Source organism: Neorhizobium descurainiae (assembly GCF_051400715.1).
Lineage (GTDB): Bacteria > Pseudomonadota > Alphaproteobacteria > Rhizobiales > Rhizobiaceae > Neorhizobium.
The window spans coordinates 80,122-96,295 of the sequence record NZ_JBLFFK010000012.1 but is presented as its reverse complement, the minus strand read 5'-3'; the positions used below and the strand labels follow the sequence as shown (position 1 = coordinate 96,295).

The following is a 16,174-nucleotide window of genomic DNA, read 5'->3' as shown; positions in this document are numbered from 1 at the left end:
TTTCCTCACGCCAGCGCCTGCATGTAGCGCATGCCGGTGACCGGGCGCGGCTTGAAATCCAGTTGTTCGTAGAAGCGGTGGGCGGCGAAATTGCCGGTGGCGGCGCTGACCGAAAGATAGTCGCAGCCGGCATTCCTCGCGATTTCGCGGGCGCGTGCGACCAGATGATGGCCGATGCCGTGGCCGCGATGGCCGTCGCGCACGAAGAGATGGTGCAGGTCCATGCCGCGCGTGCCCTCCTGCGCTCTGTAGAGCGGCACGAGGATGGCGTAGCCGATCAGTTCCGAGCCGGTATCCGCGACGAGGGCGGTGATCCACGGCATGGGGCCGAACAGGTCGCGTTCGAGCTTTTCGGGCGTGATGGCGGCCGGATCGTTGTGATGGGCGGCAAGCGCCGCGATCATCCCGTTGAGTTCGGGCAGGTCGCGCGGCTTGGCGCCGCGGATCGTCACGACGGGCGGGCGCGGCAGTGAGATTTCGGTATCTTCAATAGTGTCTGGGGTCATTTCCGGCATCCTTTTCGGTCTTTTCGCCGTCAGGTGCCGTCTGAAACAACAAAGCCGCCTGACGGCGGCTTGTTGACATGGTGATCTGTCGGCCGCCCCTTAGAGGTAGGCCCAAAAATACGAGCAGGCGATGGTGGTGCGCGTCTTGATCATGGCCGCTCCAATGCTCCCGTTCGCGAAGCTTGTCAAGCGCAATCATCCGAAGGCGAGCATTCGCCCCGCGAAGATGATCGCCACCCATAGCGTGAGCGACGCGAGGCCGCAGATCGCTCCCGCGGCCTGCCGCGCGTTCCGGCCGTCGAGCATGCGCAGCAGGACTGCATTGCCGCCCGCCGCGAGAAGAAGCACGAGCTTCAGCCGGAAGAACGGGCTTGCGAGATATTCCCGCGCCGCCGGCGCAAAGAGCAGCGCCCCGGTCACCGCCGCAAGGCAGAAGCCGGCGATCGCGACGGGCACCAGCGAGCGCCGCACGGCCTCACGGTCGAGTTTCCTCATCAGCCCGAGCAGGTGCAGATCGACGGTCGCGATCGACCCGAACACCAGCCCGATGCCGACAATATGCAGTCCGCTGACGATGGGATAGGCCCAGACGGAGCTTCTCAACGCTACCACGAGATCGAGATTTTCGAGCGCTGCAAGCACGGCCTTACCCTCGCGGATCGCCGCTGCAGCCGGCGGGGAGGGCAACCGATTGCTGCCGCACCCCGATCCCGTCGAGCACGATCAGCGCGGGCCGGGCGACGCCGTCCTCGCTGCAGGAGGGAAAGGCGATCGCGGTGACGACGTCGCCCTCCCTCGGCTCCCGCGGCAGGCCCCAGGCCTGCAGCCGGTTGATCGGCGCGAGATCGAGCACCCACCGTTCCGCTTCCGCCGCCGGCCGGACGCGCTGGAGCGTCGCATCGAAATCGAGCTCGGCGAGTTCGTCCGGCACGGGCAGATCGTTCCAGTTCGGCGGAAGCGCGCCGGCCCCGTTCTCGACGGTGATCTCCGGATGCGGATTGCGCCAGGTGACGGCGGTGACGCGGCCGGAAAGATAGATCGGCCGCGCGGTATCGTAATAACCCCATCCGTGATGGGCCAGCACCTGCGGAACGCCCGCAAGACCCGCGGCAAGTGCAGCCGCCAAAAGCTTCGTCTTCATCGCTGCCTCCTGTCAAAGTGATGACAGGGAGATAGACGCAGCGGGATCGATACTTCAATGATGCGGGCTGGTCTTGTTCAATACCAAAGTTGATATCGATGGACTTCAATCAGATCCGGTATTTTCTCGTGCTCGCCGATGCGCTGCATTTCGGCAGGGCGTCGAAGGCGGTGGGGATGGCGCAGCCGCATTTCAGCCGGGCGATCGCCCGCCTGGAAGAGGAGCTGGACGTCCGGCTGTTCGCGCGCACCAGCCGGCGCGTCGAACTGACGGCCGCGGGAGCCGCTTTCCGTGAGGAGGCGCGCGCCATTCTGGCGGCCGAGGAGCGTGCCCGCCAGTTCGCGAGACATGCGGCCCGGAATGCGGGCAACCGGCTCCGGATCGCCTTCGTCTCTGCAGCGCTCTATCACGTCCTGCCCGCGGCGATCCGGTCTTTGCGCGAAGCTGATCCGGCGATCGGCTTCGACCTTCGCGAGGCGACGACCAACGAGCAGGCGGAACTGATCGCCGCGGGCAGGATCGATCTCGGGCTCGGCCATCCGCCGGTGGAGGAGCAGCCGCGGCTTTCCGCCGAAACCCTTTCCCGCGACCGTTTCGATGCGGTCCTTCCCGCCGATCATCCGCTTGCGCGGCAACCGGATGTCGATTTCGCCGGATTGGCCAGGGAGCCGATGGTGCTGTTTCCCGAAGAGCAGGGGCCCGCTCTTTATGCGGCGATCCGCGACCAATGCCGGCTGGCGGGACATCCGCTGCAGGTCGCGGCCACGGCAAGCCGCCTGCACAGCCAGCTTTCCCTGGTTTCGGCCGGTCTCGGGATCGGCCTGGCGCCGGTCCAGTCGCGAAGCATCGATATTTCCGGCACCGTCCGGCGCCGGATCGAGCCCTATCCCGCCTCGCTGACGCTCAGCCTCGCCGCGCTCTACGATCCGCGCAACCGCTCGCCGGCGCTGCACCAGGCGCTTGAGGTGCTGAAGGCGACAGGCCCGTCCGGCTAGAGGTTTCAGGTCGACGTGCGGCCACGTTCAGCCGATTGTCAAATTCCGTCTTTGCCGGTCGATGTTGATGGGGTATATTACATCAGCAATTGCGGGACGGCGGATGGCGCAAGCGATACTGGTTCAAAGGACGCGCAGCTATCTCCGTGAAGGCGTGTTCGTTGAAATCGTCGTCTGGCATGTGCCGGCCCCGCTGCGCGGAAGCGCTCACGGCTTCAAGTACAGCATGGCGCTGGTGGCCGGAGGCGAATGCGTTCTGCGATACGACAACGAGGCCGGCAAGGGCGATCACAGGCATTTCGGTGTCGAGGAAGCGCCCTATGTTTTCATGGGTATCGATGAGCTGCTGGCGGATTTCGGCGCCGATGTGAGAGGATGGCTGCGTGACAACCCTTAAGGTGAAGATCGAAACGTTTGATCAGTCCATGGCCTCTGTCTTGGAGGCGGTCAAGGCAGCGGAGGCCGGTAAGTCTAAGCCGGCCGAGAGCATCCTGTCCTTTCCGTCCTGGGAAGCGCTTCATCGTGTCCTGGCGCCGAAACGGCTTGAAGTCGTGCAGGTGATGACCGGCCAGGGACCGCTGAGCATCCGCGAAATCGCCCGTCGTGTCGGCAGGGACTTCAAGGGCGTTCACAGCGACGTGGATATGTTGCTCGGCAGCGGCGTGATCGACAGGGCGGAGGGCGGCGGAGTGGTGTTTCCCTACGACCGTATTCACCTCGAATTCGACATCGAGGCTGCGGCCTGATCGAAGCAACCCCATTCGCGGTGCAGTCACCTGCCAGTGCAGCTCTCAATGCTCGCTCTCGCACAGCCGGTGATCCGAAAGCGCGCGGATCACGTGGCAGTCCTCGATCGAGTGGCCGCCGTCGCATTGGGAGACGATGCGTTCGAGCTCATGCTCCAGCCTTTTCAGCTTCTCGATCTTTTCGCGCACTGCGGTGAGGTGATCGGCGGCGATCCTGTCGGCATCGGCGCAGGGTTCTCCCGGATGCTGGCTCAGCGCGATCAGCTCGCGGATCGCCGGAATGTCGAGGCCGAGATCGCGCGCATGGCGGATGAAGGCGAGCCGTTCGAGATCGCTTCTCTCGTAGCGCCGCTGGTTGCCTTCGGAGCGCTCCGCCGCCGCAAGCAGGCCCATCTGCTCGTAATAGCGGATGGTCGGCACCTTGACGCCGGTGCGTTTCGAAAGATCGCCGATCGACAGCATGCTGAAAGATCTCCTGAAGCTCTAGTGACTATAGCAATTATCTAGGTCGTCACCCGCGTCGAGGCAATGGGAGAGATGACATGGCGGTTTGCGGCAATTTGCCCATTGGTGATCGGCATCGCGCGGTATAGGGTATCCCCCTATATTATATGGAGCGGCCAATGGCTCATACCATCCGGGAAAAGGCAAAGCTTCTGGCGCGCGCGCGCCGGCTGAGAGGGCAGATGGAAGCGGTCGAGCGGGCGCTGGAAGCCGAGGCGCCATGCGGCGAGGTGCTGCAGCTGCTTGCCTCGATCCGCGGCGCGCTTGCCGGGCTCACCGGCGAGGTGATGCAGGACCACCTGCACGAGCACGTCCTGCATGCCGGGGACGAGGAAGAGCGGGCGCAGGCGGCCGAAGAGCTCGCCGAGGCCCTTCGAACCTATATCCGCTGAGCGGGTTTGATGAGGAAAAGGAGAAATCCATGGCGCATTCCGTCGAGGACATGAAGCACGACCATGTGTTCCTGGGCGCCGATCACGAGCGCAACGAGCGCAAGGTGTGGCTGGTCATCGCGCTGACGGCGGCCATGATGGTGGCGGAGATCGTCGCGGGCTCGATCTTCGGCTCGATGGCGCTGACGGCCGATGGCTGGCACATGTCGACCCATGCGGGCGCGATGCTGATCGCGGCGCTCGCCTATCTCTATGCCCGCCGTGAGATCCGCAATCCGCGTTACACGTTCGGCACCGGCAAGCTCGGCGATCTCGCCGGTTTCGCGAGCGCCATCGCGCTGGCGCTGATCGCGCTGCTGATCGCCTGGGAAAGCGTCGTCCGTCTCGCCGATCCGGTGGCGATCGATTTCGACCAGGCGATCTGGGTTGCCGTGCTCGGGCTGGCGGTCAATCTCGTGAGCGCCTGGCTGCTCAGGGATGAGGATCATCATCATGACGGGCATCGCGGCCATCACGGCGCCCATGGTCACGACGACCACCACGGACACCATGGCGGGCACGGCCATGCCCATCGCGCCGAAGACCACAATCTGCGCGCCGCCTATCTGCATGTGCTCGCCGACGCGCTGACCTCCGTCCTGGCGATCGCGGCGCTTCTTCTCGGCCGCTCCTATGGCTGGGTCTGGCTCGATCCGGTGATGGGCGTCGTCGGCGGACTGGTGATCGCCCGCTGGTCCTGGGGCCTGATCCGCGCCACGGCGACGGTGCTTCTCGACGCGCAGCCGGACGACGAGGCGCTGGCGGACGAAATCCGCCGGAAGGTGGAAACGGAGGAAGACCGCATTTCCGACCTGCATGTCTGGCAGGTGGGGCCGGGCCATCATGCGGCGATCGTGGCATTGGTCACGCCGAAACCCCAGGCGCCGTCCTTCTACAAGGAAAAGCTCCAGGGCATCCGGGATCTGTCGCATGTCACGGTGGAGGTCACGCCGGCGGAAGCGGCATGACACGAGGAGAGGCTCAGGCGAATTCCTGGTAGATGCCTTCGACCCAATCCTGCGGAACGGAGGGCATCTGCCCAGCCGTGCTCTCCGAGGCCGCGTCACCGCTTTCCACGACCCACAGGGCGTTGGCGAGCGAGGAGGAGAGCAGTGTGCTGCTGCCGGTCAGCGCGTTGGGAGAGCGCTGAAATGTCGGCGTTTCGAGTTGCGGCGCGTCTTCGATTTTACGAGCCATGTCGAGTGCCCGGTTGGGGTAGTGATAGCCGTTGAGGCCGCTATCGATCTTCATGGCGGAACGCCCGTGTTCAGAATGGTTAACGAATGGTTAACGTCTGAAGCTTGCGCGAGGCTTGCCGCGATTGCGCCGATTTGATGGCGGGGGCTTGACAGGAAGGTGCAACCGATGCGTGCTTCGCTACGGCCGATGCAGGGCAGAGGGGGCTTGCACGGCACGCCCCCGACATCTCACATCTTCCCCGCCACCTTGATCGCGAACGCATATTCGAAGGCGATCTCTTCGAGCCGCTGGAAACGGCCGGACTTGCCACCATGGCCGGCCGCCATGTTGGTCTTCAGGAGATAGGGGCCGGCCTCCGGCGCGTTTTCCCGCAGCTTTGCCACCCATTTGGTCGGTTCCCAATAGGTGACGCGCGGATCGGTGAGGCCGGAGAGAGCGAGGACCGGCGGATAGGGCTTGTCCGCAACATTGTCGTAGGGGGAATAGGCCGCGATCCACTGGTATTCTTCGAGCGATTCGATCGGATTGCCCCATTCCGGCCATTCCGGCGGCGTGAGCGGCAGCGTGTCGTCCAGCATCGTGTTGAGCACGTCGACGAAGGGCACGGCGGCGATGATGCCGGCGAATTTCTCCGGCGCCATATTGGCGACGGCGCCCATCAGCATGCCGCCCGCCGAGCCGCCCTCGGCGAGGATGTTAGCGTAGGACGTGAACTTCTCTTGATTCAGATAGTCGGCCGCGGCGACGAAGTCTTTGAATGTATTCTCTTTGTGCTCCATCTTGCCGTTTTCGTACCAGGAAAAGCCCTTGTCCTTGCCGCCGCGGATATGGGCGATGGCGTAGACGAAGCCGCGGTCGGCGAGCGACAAAATGTTGGTGTTGAAGCCGGCCGGAATGGTGATGCCGTAGGCGCCGTAGCCGTAGAGCAGGCAGGGGGCCGAGCCGTCGAGCGGCGTGTCCCTGCGGTAGAGGAGCGAGACCGGCACCAGCTCGCCGTCATGCGCCGGCGCCATCACCCGGCGGGTGACGTAGTCGTCCGGATTGTGGCCTGACGGCACTTCCTGCGTCTTCAAAAGCACCCGCTCGCGGGTCACCATGTCGTAGTCGAAGAGCTGGGAGGGCGTCGTCATCGAGGAGTAGGAGAAGCGGATGACGTCGGTATCGTATTCCGCCGCTCCCTGCAGGCCGAGCGAATAGGCCTCTTCCGCAAAGGCGATCGCGTGTTCCTCGCCTGTCTTTCGGTCGCGGATGATGATCTGCGGCAGCCCGTCCTTGCGCTGCAGCCAGACGAGATGGCGCCGATACGCCATGTGGGAGATGATCAGCCGGCCCGGCTCGTGCGGCACGACCTCGGTCCAGTTCTCCTTGCCCGGCGCATCAACCGGTGCCTGCATGATCTTGAAATCCTTGGCATCCCCGTCATTGGTGAGGATGTAGAAGACGTCGCCGCCTTCCGTCATCGAATATTCGATGCCTTCTTCACGCTCGGCGACCAGCATAGGCTCGGCAGTCAGGTCCTTGGTGGAAAGGATGCGGTATTCCGAGGTCTCGTGGTCGTGGATGTCGATATAGATGAAGTCGTCGATGAGCGAACCGCCGACGCCCATGAAGAAGCCCGGATCCTCTTCCTCATAGACCAGCCGGTCTTCCGACTGCGGCGTGCCGACGATGTGGTGGAAGACCTTTGACGGCCGGTGGTTCTCGTCCTGCAGGGTATAGAAGAAGCTCTTGCCGTCCGGCGCCCAGACGCCGCCGCCGGCGGTGTTTTCGAGTATGTCGGCAAGGTCCTCGCCGGTCGAAAGATCGCGGATGCGCAGCGTGAAATATTCCGAGCCCTTGTCGTCGTAGCCCCAGATGCCGAACAGGTGGTCGTTGGTGTGGTCGATGCCGGAAAGGCGGAAATAATCCTTGTCCCTGGCCTCCTCGTCGCCGTTCAGCAGCACCTGCCTGTCGCCGCCGTCGCGCGGCGTGCGGAAATAATGCGGCTGCTCGCCGCCGGTCACGTAGAGCGTGCCATAGGCGAAGGGCCCGTCCTTCATCGGCACCGAACTGTCGTCTTCCTTGATGCGGCCGCGCATCTCGTCGAAGAGCGTCTTCTGCAGCGCCTTCGTGTCGCCCATGGCCGCTTCCATATAGGCGTTCTCGGCCTCCAGATGGGCGCGGATCTCCGGGTCCAGGATCGACGGGTCCTTGAACATCGCCTGCCAGTTGTCGGCCCTCAGCCAGGCGTAATCGTCGGTGCGGGTGATGCCGTGGCGGGTGTCGGTCACCGGCTTCTTGGCGGCGACGGGAACTGCGGGAAGATCGGCGAAAGGCGATTTCGGGGAGATGGCCAAGGAAGCACTCCGGATTTCATGAGAGGAGTGCCAGAGATAGGCGGGGCTTGACGAAGAGGCAAGCGGGGAAGGGGAAGGAGGATTATTTCTTCCTCGGCTTCTGGTTCGGCAGCACGCCGTCGCGCCAACTCTGCCAGAAGACAACGCCGACCACCATCGCCAAGCCGACGATAGGCGTCAACAAAAGAATGAGCTGCTCCGAAGTCATTTGCTGAGTCCTCTCAGGATCCAACCTGCAGCCAAATGTAATGCGATGCCGAGTAGAAACAACCCAGCGGCGACCCTGCTAGCCCCACAACGCTGATCTGCCCGTTGATATCTCCGTAAATCAGACGCACGACCGGCGTGAACACGCCGATCAGGATCACGCCGATCCCGATATTGTTCAAAAACGTCGCGCGCAGCTTGATCTGCTCTTTCTTCGCATCCGAAAGCGCCTCATCCGTCATTGCTCTGCATCAACCCCATCCCCATCACATCATCCTAATTCGCGCTCCGGTAGGTGGTCAATTGTCCGACCATCTCCTAGTTTCCGCGCCGTCCTGAGTCGTCTTGGATGGGAATGACGTGAAGAAAACGCTGTCGCTGGTGGCTTTCGCCCTGCTTTCCGCTTCAACCGCTCACGCGCTGGATGCCCGCATCGTCAGGCAGCTCGATGCGCTTGCGCCCGATGAACGGCGGGAGCAGCGCTGCGATATCGAGGCGATGGACCGGATCCGCAAGGAGGGAGATTTCCGGCCCGACAAGGTGATCGCCTACACGTTCGCCGACCCGATCGAGAGCGGCAATTCCATCCGTGCGCCGGGTGCCGTCTTCCGCAGCCGCGGCGACTGGTACCGCCTCAAATATAAATGCGAGACGGGCGACAAGGGCTTGGAGATCATGTCCTTCGATTACAAGATCGGCTCCAAGATCCCCCGCGCCGAATGGGAGCAGCATTACCTTTACGACTGAGCGCGCCTCAGCCCGGCAGATGCGGCGTCGCCTTCCGCTCGGGGAAGAGTTCGGAAAGCACGGTCATCATGATGAGCGACAGCGGCAGCGCCAGCATGGCGCCGACGGCGCCCCACATCCATGTCCAGAACAGGATGGCCAGGAAGACGATGAAGGGATTGATCTCCCATTGCCGGCCCATGATCGCCGGGAAGATCAGGTTCTCCATCACGAGATGCAGGCCGAAGAAGATCACGGCCGGGACGAGGCCGAGGATCAGCGCGTCGTGGGTGAGGATGCCGGCGATCGCGACCGAGATCGTCATCAGCGTGATGCCGAGGAAGGGGATGAAGCTCGAAAGAAAGGCGAACATGCCCCAGAGCACCGGCATGGCGAGCCCGCCGAAATAGGCGATCAGCGTCATGCTGACCCCGAGCCCGAAATAGAGGACGCTCGCGGTGGCGAAGTAGTAGCCGAGCACCTGGTCGATCGCGTTGAGCACCCGGATCGCCACCAGCCGCTGCCGCCGTGTCGGGAAGGCGAGGATGATGGTGCGCCGGAGCCTCAGCCGCCCATAAAGGAAGAGCAGCAGCGCTGCGAAGAAGATCAGGCCCTGGACGATCGCCGGCGTCAGGTTGGCGGTGACGACGCCGAGGATGTTGCTGGAATTCTCGATCAGCGACTGCATCGACATCGGCCCCGTCTCGAACGTGGAGGGCGAGATGTGCAGCCATTCCTGGCTTTCGAGGAAGGGCATGACGCGGTTGACCGTCCGCTCGATGAAGCTCGGCCCTTCGCTCACCAGCGTCGCGACCGGTTCGGCGAGCGAGTTGATGAGCAGGAAGAGGACGGCGAAGACCAGCATCGAAAGGATAAGAGCGATGCCGAAGCGCGGCACGCCTGCCTCGCCGAGCCTGTCCGCCAGGAGGCCGAGGATCAGCCCGACCACCACGGCCAGCGTCACCGGGATCAGGATCAGCGACATGTAATGGAGGATGGCGAAGAAGGCGATCGCGAAGAGGCCGATCACCGCCCAGGCCATCGCGACCTCCAGCGCCTCGCGGCCGAGCCGATGATGTGGTTCGGTGAGGTCGAGATCCTCGGAGTTCAGTGCCGCATCCTTGCGCGCAGCTCCCGCAATGTCGACCGGATGTTTCTTCGGCTTGCCGATGCCGCGCGCGCTGATGATGGCCATGGTTGTCCCCGAAATCCCCCGCTACGAGCACTAGAACGCAAGAGCGGCGTTCCGGTTCCGGAGCGCCGCTCTTCGTGCGGAGGATGCTGGAGAGATCAGGCGGCGAGCGTCAGGCCGATACCCCACGGGTCCTTCAGCGAAAATCCCTCGGCGGTCTTCGTGGTGACGATCTCTTGTGTATCGAGGGCGGCGAGCGCCTTGTCGAGCGCCGCCTTGTCGTTGAAGCGCAGGGCGTAGTCCGAAAGCCCGGTCATATTCTTCTCGCGGGTCCCGGCGCCGCGGCTGTTCCAGATATTGGCGGCGATATGGTGGTGGTAACCGCCGGTCGCGAAAAAGCTCGCGCCCGGATAGCGGGCCATGATCGTGAGGCCAAGGACGTCGCGGTAGAAGGCGTCGGCTTCAGGAATGTCGCCGACCTGGAGGTGGATATGGCCGATCGCCGTGCCGTCCGCCATGCCGTTCCAGTTCTCTTTCGGGGCGCTGTCGTAAAGCGCCTGCAGGTTCAGACGTTCCGTCGCCATGGCGACGGTGCCGTCCGGATGATAGGTCCATTCCTCGGGCCTCCGGTCGCGATAGATCTCGATGCCGTTGCCTTCCGGGTCGGAAAGGTAGAGCGCCTCGCTGACGAGATGGTCGGACGCGCCGTCGAGCCGGACATCGTTTTCCGCCGCATGCGCCAGCCAATGGGCGAGCTCCTGCCGGTTCGGCACCAGGAAGGCGGTATGGAAGAGGCCGGCGGCATTGCGCGGCGCGCGGGCGACATTATTGCCGGTCGTCAGTGTCAGGAGCGGCTGGCCACTCTCTTCGACACCCAGCACTTCGCCGCTCGCGGTCTTTTCGAGAACCTTGAGGCCGACGATCTTCCGGTAGAAATCGGAAACGAGGCCGAGATCGCCGACGACGAGATGGGCGCCGCGCACATGGGCCGGCCGGGTCAGCGCAAAGGGTTGAGCAGCATCGGACATGGTGAAATCCTCGTTGGACAGGCGCTTCGAAGCGCCGCTTCCAGATCTATATGGTCGCTTCCCATCGTTCACGATAGGGCACGAAATGGCGATTGATCGTCTCCGAAATGGAAACGGAAATCCCTTGACCTTCGTCAAGGCAAGGCGAAGCATACACGTCTGCGAAAAGTGAAAAATGGCAGAGGAAACGACATGTACAGCAAGATCATCGTGGCGGTGGACATCGCGCAGCTGGAAAAAGCCGAGCGCATATTCCGCAAGGCGTCAACGCTCCTCGATGCGGGCGGTGCGCTGCTCCTGCTCAACGTGGTGGAGGATCTTCCGGGCTATCTGGTCTCCGATCTCACGGTCGACATGACGGTGAAGGCCAGGCAGGAGGCCGAGCAGGTCCTGTTCGATCTGCGGGAGAAGGTCGGGATCGCCGCCGAGATCGAGATCCGCCAGGGCTCGCCGGCGCGGGAAATCCTCGCGGCCTCGCAGGAGCGGGGGGCGGACCTCATCGTCGTCGCTTCGCACGTGCCGGATCTCTCGAACTATTTCATCGGCGCCACGGCCGACCGGGTCGTCCGCCACGCGGCATGCTCGGTGCTGATCGATCGCTGAGAAGGGAGGAAGCCATGGACACCGCGAAATACGAAACCATTCTTCGGACTCGGAAGGCGGAGCTGGAAAGCCGCCTGAGCCGAATCGAGCAGGACTTCACGACGCCGCGCAACCCGGACGACGACGACCGCGCCGTCGAGCGCAACAATGACGAGGTGCTGGAGGAGCTCGGCGAGACCGGCGAGCGGGAGCTTGTGGCGATCGACGCGGCGCTGGCCCGCATCGCCGGAGGCACCTTCGGCATCTGCGCCCGCTGCGGCCGTCCGATCTCGGAAAGGCGGCTCGATGCCGTGCCCCACACGCCGCTCTGCCAGACCTGCGCGGAAGAGGTTTCGAGAAAAGGTTAATGCGGGAAACCGAATGTGAATCGCTGTGCTCTTGCCTTCCGCCTTCGCCGCCATCATTCTGGGCGGGGAGACGAAAGAGGGTGGATGAGCGAGCTCTTCAATTTCGGCCGGCATTACGATTTTAACGAGATTGTCGTGGATGGCATCGTCAACGGCATCGGCATCGTCTTCGCGCTCGTCGGCGCCACCGCGCTGATCTTCTACGCCACCGCCTGGTCGAGCCATGGCGAGATCGCCGCCGCCTGGATCTACGGCCTCGGCCTGGTGCTCTGTCTGTCGATCTCGTTTACCTACAATATCTGGCCGAAATCCCGCACCAAGTGGATGTTAAGAAGGCTCGACCATTCGGCGATCTTCATCCTGATCGCCGCGACCTACACGCCCTTCCTGCAGCGGGGTGCTGAGGATCCGTGGATTTTCGCCATGCTGCTGGCGATCTGGGCGACGGCGCTCATCGGGATTGCGCTGAAATGTGTCTTTCCCGGCCGTTACGACAAGCTGGCGATCCTGCTCTACCTCGCCATGGGCTGGAGCGGCGTCATGATCATGGAGCCTGTCTCGCGATACCTGCCGCCGGTCACGGTCTGGCTGATCCTCATCGGCGGGCTCATCTATTCGCTCGGCGTCGTCTTCCATGTCTGGGAAAGGCTGCGCTTCCAGAACGCCATCTGGCACGGTTTCGTGGTGGCCGCCGCCGCCGTGCATTACGGTGCGGTGATGACCTGCTTCAGTCTCTCGGGCAGCCTCTGATCGTCGGGAAAGCAGCGCCGGCGGCGCTTTGACACGGGCTTTCCGTCTGCTAAAGTGGACGAAAACATATCATAATGGACAAAGACCATGACTGAGCCTCTGGTGCGCGACGCCGCCGAAGCCGATCTCCCGGTGATCATGGAGATCTATAACGACGCGGTCGCCAACACGACGGCGATCTGGAACGAGGTCCTGGTCGATCTCGAAAACCGGAGAGATTGGTTTTCGGCCCGCAGGGCGCGGGGCTTTCCGGTTCTCGTGGCCGAAGTCGACGGCAGGGTTGCCGGCTATGCCTCCTATGGCGACTGGCGCGCCTTCGACGGCTACCGCCATACGGTGGAGCATTCGGTCTATGTCCACCGCGAGTTCCGCGGCGGCGGCCTCGGCAGGCTCATGATGCGGGAACTGATCGCGCGGGCCGCCTCGAACGGCGTTCATGTGATGATCGCCGCGATCGAAACCGAAAACGCCGCCTCGATCCACCTGCACGAGAAGCTCGGCTTCCGCTTCGCCGGAAAATTCTCCGAGGTCGGCACCAAGTTCGGCCGCTGGCTGGACTTGACCTGCATGGAGCTCAAGGTCTCGGGCTGAGCGTTGATAACGGGTGGCGGGCTTGGTATTCTCTCCGCAAAGGAGCAACGCCATGGCCGCCAGCGCGAATCTTGGAAAGCATCTCGAAGACTATGTCGACGAGCTGGTGAATACCGGACGCTATGAAACGCGCGACGATGTCCTGCGGGAAGGCCTCCGCCTGCTGCAGATCAAGGAGCGTCGCCTTGCCGAACTCGATGCGGCGCTCGCCCGCGGATTGGCTGACGCTGAGGCGGGTCGGGTAAAGCCGATTGAAGAGGTGGCAGCGCGCTTGAAAGCAAAATATGCCGCAATGGCGAAAGACCGCAGCCGGTGATCGTTGTTATCACGGACGAAGCGGAAGAGGATTTCGAACGTATCGGCGACTACATTGCTCAATACAATCCGACGAGGGCCAGAGCTTTGCCGATGAATTGCTTGCTCGCTGTATGAGGCTCTCGAACATGCCGTTGAGGTTTTCCCTCGTCCCGCGCTTCGAGCGAACTGGAGTTCGACGCGTGCCGCACGGAAACTACGTTGTCTTTTACCGTGTGGAGGAGGAACGTGTCGAAATTCTCCGCATCCTCAACGGCGCGCAGGACTACGAGAAGATCCTGTTCCCTGATGAAGAAAGCCTTTAAGGTTTCGCCGGCCACCCATCCGGCAGCACGGCCATCACGAAATCCGCGAGGTTCCTGCGCACATGCACGTCGATCGGGCCGGTGGGATCGAAGCCCCACCAGGTGAGGCAGCCCTGCCATTGGGAAGCCATCAGCATGCCGATTGTCTCCGGTGCGCCGGGCGTCGATGCGAAGCATTCGGCGATGGCGCGGGAAAGCACCTGGCCCCAGATCGCGCCGCGGGCGCGTAAGCGGGAATCGCGAAAATCCTCGCGCAGCATGAGCAATCCTTCCGCATAGGCTTCGATGCCGCCGTAATCGCCGGAAAGCGCGACGAGGATGTCCACCGCGCCCTGCGGCGTCTTCGGCGCGGCGGCGATCGCCGCTTGCGTTCTCGCGTCGAGCTCGTCCCAGGCAAAGAGCAGAGCGGCGCGGGCAAGCTCCTCCTTGTTCTTGAAGCGCTGCACCAGCGTCGAGGGCGAGAGGCCCGAAACGGCCGCGAGCGAGGCGAAAGTCAGCGCGTCGGGGCCTTTCTCGTGCATCAGCTTCAGCGCCGCGGCGAGCACCGCGCGGTCCGGCATGGTTTTGGGTCTCGGCATCTTGCGTCTCGAATAATAAACGAATAATCGTTTATATATTGTCGTGGATGAGGAGGCCAGTTCTAACCGGCCGATGCAGGAAGGGAAGGAGGCTGCAATGGTAAATCTCCCGAAAAGGCCGCTGGACGGGAAAATCGCGCTGGTGGCGGGCGCCACGCGCGGCGCCGGCCGCGGCATCGCGGTGGAACTCGGCGCGGCAGGCGCCACGGTCTATTGCACCGGCCGCACGACGCGCGAAAGCCAGTCGGAATACCGCCGGCCGGAAACCATCGAGGAGACGGCCGAACTGGTCACGCAGGCGGGCGGCGAGGGGATCGCCATTCCCCTCGATCATCTGGTTTCGGACGCTGTCGCGGCGCTGATCGAACGCATCCGTACCGAACGCGGCCGGCTCGATATCCTCGTCAACGACATATGGGGCGGCGAGCTTCTCGCCGAATGGGACAGGCCGGTCTGGGAGCACGACCTGGAAAAAGGCCTGCGCATGCTCAGGCTGGCCATCGACACGCACCTCATCACCGCCCACCATGCGCTGAAGCTGATGGTCGAAAGGCCGGGCGGCCTGCTGGTGGAAGTCACCGACGGAACGGCGGAATACAATGCGGAACATTACCGCCTGTCGCCTTTCTACGATCTCTGCAAGACCGCGGTTATCCGGCTCGCCTGGGCGCATGGCAAGGATCTCGAAAAGCATGGCTGCACGTCGGTTTCGATCACGCCCGGCTGGCTGCGGTCCGAGATGATGCTCGACATCTACGAGGTGACCGAGGCGAACTGGCGCGACGCGATCGCCAGGCAGCCGCATTTCTGCATCTCGGAAACGCCGCGCTTCATCGGCCGGGCGGTGGCCGCGCTCGCCGCCGATCCGGATCGCGCTCGCTTCAACGGCCAGTCGCTGTCGAGCGGCGGGCTCGCCAAGGTTTTCGAATTCGACGACGTGGACGGCTCGCGGCCGGATTGCTGGCGCTATCTGAAGGAGGTCCAGGAAGCGGGCAAACCGGCCGACGCCACCGGATACCGGTAAAAGGCATATGCGCACCGAGCCTTTGCTCGCTTCCCTTCCCCCCGCGGGGAGAAGGGTGCCGGCAGGCGGATGAGGGGTTTGCTTCATGGCAACGCCCCGAGGACCGATCTGCGAAAAAGCCTCACCCGCCCATCGCCATCCTGCCGGCAGGCGGTGCATTTGTAGATGAGCCAGGCGTCCAGCCGCTTGCCGCTGGCGTTGAGGCGGATGCGCCCGCTGGAGCGAAACGGTCTCTGGCTGCCGCAGCCGGCGCAGGAAAGGATCGGTCGGGGCGGGGATTTCGGTATCACAGTCCATTCAACACGAAGGATATCGCACATGCCGTTTTGATCTTCCGGTCGGGAAGTTCATGCAGGAAACGGCACTTGAGGAAGCCCTTGGCGGGCGCGGCGTGGCGAAGGTCCGGACTTGAAGAAAGCGGGCGTCGGATGTCTCAGGGCGGCATGAAAGAGCAGCCTTGGCAGAACAATGCCAAACCGGTCTCAAGCCGCCACCCGATGAACAAGTTTCCGCACGACGCGGCTTTTCGGCCTGCCCGTGCGGGGGGTGAACCTGTCGAGACCGGGGATTACTTAGGCAAAGTGAACCTCAAAAGCCGACGCTCTTCGGTTGCAATGGATATCAAATCGCATCGGGAAATCAAGCCGCCGGGCATCGCCCTCCCGCGCGGCTGCCTATATTAAAGGACAAACCACCCGAACAGCGAGGA

25 protein-coding genes and 1 pseudogene are annotated in these 16,174 nt (G+C 63.3%); 14 read left to right on the top strand and 12 right to left on the bottom strand.

Translation table 11 applies throughout. From position 1 onward, the window contains the following. Positions 1–5: 5 nt before the first annotated feature. The 3 genes from ACMGE0_RS20185 to ACMGE0_RS20175 form a co-directional block, all read right to left on the bottom strand. A complete protein-coding gene (locus tag ACMGE0_RS20185; protein ID WP_436817671.1) occupies positions 6–506 on the bottom strand; it encodes a GNAT family N-acetyltransferase in 501 nt (166 codons plus the stop codon). A 195-nt stretch (positions 507–701) separates the two neighbouring features. Continuing rightward, entirely contained in the window at positions 702–1,148 is a 447-nt protein-coding gene (locus tag ACMGE0_RS20180; protein ID WP_436817670.1) for a hypothetical protein, read from the bottom strand. A 4-nt stretch (positions 1,149–1,152) separates the two neighbouring features. Further along, entirely contained in the window at positions 1,153–1,647 is a 495-nt protein-coding gene (locus tag ACMGE0_RS20175) for a DUF6152 family protein (RefSeq protein WP_436817669.1), read from the bottom strand. A 98-nt stretch (positions 1,648–1,745) separates the two neighbouring features. Between ACMGE0_RS20175 and ACMGE0_RS20170 the strand changes: the two genes are divergently transcribed. The 3 genes from ACMGE0_RS20170 to ACMGE0_RS20160 all read left to right on the top strand — a co-directional run bounded on the left by ACMGE0_RS20170 (position 1,746) and on the right by ACMGE0_RS20160 (position 3,388). Next, entirely contained in the window at positions 1,746–2,642 is an 897-nt protein-coding gene (locus tag ACMGE0_RS20170; RefSeq protein WP_436817668.1) for a LysR family transcriptional regulator, read from the top strand. A gap of 103 nt (positions 2,643–2,745) precedes the next feature. Continuing rightward, the gene (locus tag ACMGE0_RS20165) at positions 2,746–3,039 is read left to right on the top strand and encodes a toxin-antitoxin system TumE family protein (protein WP_436817667.1); all 294 of its coding nucleotides are present in this window, start codon (positions 2,746–2,748) and stop codon (positions 3,037–3,039) included. Beyond that, positions 3,026–3,388: an HVO_A0114 family putative DNA-binding protein gene (locus ACMGE0_RS20160; RefSeq protein WP_436817666.1), complete on the top strand. Its 363-nt coding sequence runs from the start codon at positions 3,026–3,028 to the stop codon at positions 3,386–3,388. Before ACMGE0_RS20165 ends, ACMGE0_RS20160 begins: the two co-directional genes overlap by 14 nt. Before the next feature lie 45 nt (positions 3,389–3,433). On the opposite strand, the gene ACMGE0_RS20155 is transcribed toward ACMGE0_RS20160, so the two are convergent. Continuing rightward, entirely contained in the window at positions 3,434–3,850 is a 417-nt protein-coding gene (locus ACMGE0_RS20155) for a MerR family transcriptional regulator (protein ID WP_436817665.1), read from the bottom strand. A gap of 161 nt (positions 3,851–4,011) precedes the next feature. On the opposite strand from ACMGE0_RS20155, the gene dmeR reads away from it, so the two are divergent. Both dmeR and dmeF read left to right on the top strand, forming a co-directional pair. Next, a complete protein-coding gene (gene dmeR, locus ACMGE0_RS20150) occupies positions 4,012–4,284 on the top strand; it encodes a Ni(II)/Co(II)-sensing transcriptional repressor DmeR (protein ID WP_436817664.1) in 273 nt (90 codons plus the stop codon). A 29-nt stretch (positions 4,285–4,313) separates the two neighbouring features. Beyond that, on the top strand, positions 4,314–5,291 hold the full coding sequence (gene dmeF / locus ACMGE0_RS20145) for a CDF family Co(II)/Ni(II) efflux transporter DmeF (protein WP_436817663.1): 978 nt from the start codon (positions 4,314–4,316) through the stop codon (positions 5,289–5,291). A 13-nt stretch (positions 5,292–5,304) separates the two neighbouring features. Here dmeF and ACMGE0_RS20140 read toward each other — a convergent pair whose 3' ends face one another. From ACMGE0_RS20140 to ACMGE0_RS20125, 4 genes are all read right to left on the bottom strand, one after another. Continuing rightward, complete coding sequence (locus ACMGE0_RS20140; protein WP_436817662.1) at positions 5,305–5,574, bottom strand: hypothetical protein; 270 nt, start codon at positions 5,572–5,574, stop codon at positions 5,305–5,307. Between the two features lie 176 nt (positions 5,575–5,750). Next, a complete protein-coding gene (locus ACMGE0_RS20135; protein ID WP_436817661.1) occupies positions 5,751–7,859 on the bottom strand; it encodes a S9 family peptidase in 2,109 nt (702 codons plus the stop codon). An 82-nt stretch (positions 7,860–7,941) separates the two neighbouring features. Beyond that, positions 7,942–8,067: a hypothetical protein gene (locus ACMGE0_RS20130; RefSeq protein ID WP_436817660.1), complete on the bottom strand. Its 126-nt coding sequence runs from the start codon at positions 8,065–8,067 to the stop codon at positions 7,942–7,944. A gap of 13 nt (positions 8,068–8,080) precedes the next feature. Beyond that, positions 8,081–8,308, bottom strand: coding sequence for a hypothetical protein (locus tag ACMGE0_RS20125; protein WP_436817659.1), 228 nt, complete (start codon positions 8,306–8,308; stop codon positions 8,081–8,083). Positions 8,309–8,426: 118 nt separating this feature from the next. On the opposite strand from ACMGE0_RS20125, the gene ACMGE0_RS20120 reads away from it, so the two are divergent. Beyond that, the gene (locus tag ACMGE0_RS20120) at positions 8,427–8,813 is read left to right on the top strand and encodes a DUF930 domain-containing protein (protein ID WP_436817658.1); all 387 of its coding nucleotides are present in this window, start codon (positions 8,427–8,429) and stop codon (positions 8,811–8,813) included. Between the two features lie 7 nt (positions 8,814–8,820). On the opposite strand, the gene ACMGE0_RS20115 is transcribed toward ACMGE0_RS20120, so the two are convergent. After that, the gene (locus tag ACMGE0_RS20115) at positions 8,821–9,987 is read right to left on the bottom strand and encodes an AI-2E family transporter (RefSeq protein WP_436817657.1); all 1,167 of its coding nucleotides are present in this window, start codon (positions 9,985–9,987) and stop codon (positions 8,821–8,823) included. Positions 9,988–10,082: 95 nt separating this feature from the next. Next, entirely contained in the window at positions 10,083–10,952 is an 870-nt protein-coding gene (locus ACMGE0_RS20110; RefSeq protein ID WP_436817656.1) for a VOC family protein, read from the bottom strand. 192 nt (positions 10,953–11,144) lie between these two features. Between ACMGE0_RS20110 and ACMGE0_RS20105 the strand changes: the two genes are divergently transcribed. The 6 genes and pseudogenes from ACMGE0_RS20105 (at position 11,145) to ACMGE0_RS20080 (ending at position 13,863) form a co-directional block, all read left to right on the top strand. After that, on the top strand, positions 11,145–11,555 hold the full coding sequence (locus ACMGE0_RS20105; RefSeq protein ID WP_436817655.1) for a universal stress protein: 411 nt from the start codon (positions 11,145–11,147) through the stop codon (positions 11,553–11,555). 14 nt (positions 11,556–11,569) lie between these two features. Then, positions 11,570–11,902, top strand: coding sequence for a TraR/DksA family transcriptional regulator (locus ACMGE0_RS20100; protein ID WP_436817654.1), 333 nt, complete (start codon positions 11,570–11,572; stop codon positions 11,900–11,902). Between the two features lie 84 nt (positions 11,903–11,986). After that, entirely contained in the window at positions 11,987–12,652 is a 666-nt protein-coding gene (trhA, locus tag ACMGE0_RS20095) for a PAQR family membrane homeostasis protein TrhA (protein ID WP_436817653.1), read from the top strand. Positions 12,653–12,739: 87 nt separating this feature from the next. Further along, positions 12,740–13,243 carry a GNAT family N-acetyltransferase gene (locus tag ACMGE0_RS20090; protein ID WP_436817652.1) on the top strand — a complete coding sequence of 168 codons (504 nt, stop codon included), beginning with the start codon at positions 12,740–12,742 and terminating at the stop codon, positions 13,241–13,243. Positions 13,244–13,295: 52 nt separating this feature from the next. Further along, positions 13,296–13,559, top strand: coding sequence for a type II toxin-antitoxin system ParD family antitoxin (locus ACMGE0_RS20085; RefSeq protein WP_436817651.1), 264 nt, complete (start codon positions 13,296–13,298; stop codon positions 13,557–13,559). After that, a pseudogene (locus ACMGE0_RS20080) lies at positions 13,556–13,863 on the top strand (type II toxin-antitoxin system RelE/ParE family toxin). Before ACMGE0_RS20085 ends, ACMGE0_RS20080 begins: the two are co-directional and overlap by 4 nt. Here ACMGE0_RS20080 and ACMGE0_RS20075 read toward each other — a convergent pair. After that, the gene (locus tag ACMGE0_RS20075) at positions 13,860–14,441 is read right to left on the bottom strand and encodes a TetR/AcrR family transcriptional regulator (RefSeq protein ID WP_436817650.1); all 582 of its coding nucleotides are present in this window, start codon (positions 14,439–14,441) and stop codon (positions 13,860–13,862) included. The pseudogene ACMGE0_RS20080 and the gene ACMGE0_RS20075 sit on opposite strands and share 4 nt — an antisense overlap. A gap of 97 nt (positions 14,442–14,538) precedes the next feature. Between ACMGE0_RS20075 and ACMGE0_RS20070 the strand changes: the two genes are divergently transcribed. Then, positions 14,539–15,465, top strand: coding sequence for an SDR family oxidoreductase (locus ACMGE0_RS20070; RefSeq protein ID WP_436817649.1), 927 nt, complete (start codon positions 14,539–14,541; stop codon positions 15,463–15,465). An 83-nt stretch (positions 15,466–15,548) separates the two neighbouring features. On the opposite strand, the gene ACMGE0_RS20065 is transcribed toward ACMGE0_RS20070, so the two are convergent. Next, on the bottom strand, positions 15,549–15,785 hold the full coding sequence (locus tag ACMGE0_RS20065) for a DUF1062 domain-containing protein (protein WP_436817648.1): 237 nt from the start codon (positions 15,783–15,785) through the stop codon (positions 15,549–15,551). A gap of 45 nt (positions 15,786–15,830) precedes the next feature. Here ACMGE0_RS20065 and ACMGE0_RS20060 point away from each other — a divergent pair, with 45 nt between their 5' ends. Continuing rightward, positions 15,831–16,148, top strand: coding sequence for a hypothetical protein (locus ACMGE0_RS20060; protein ID WP_436817647.1), 318 nt, complete (start codon positions 15,831–15,833; stop codon positions 16,146–16,148). Positions 16,149–16,174 lie beyond the last annotated feature (26 nt).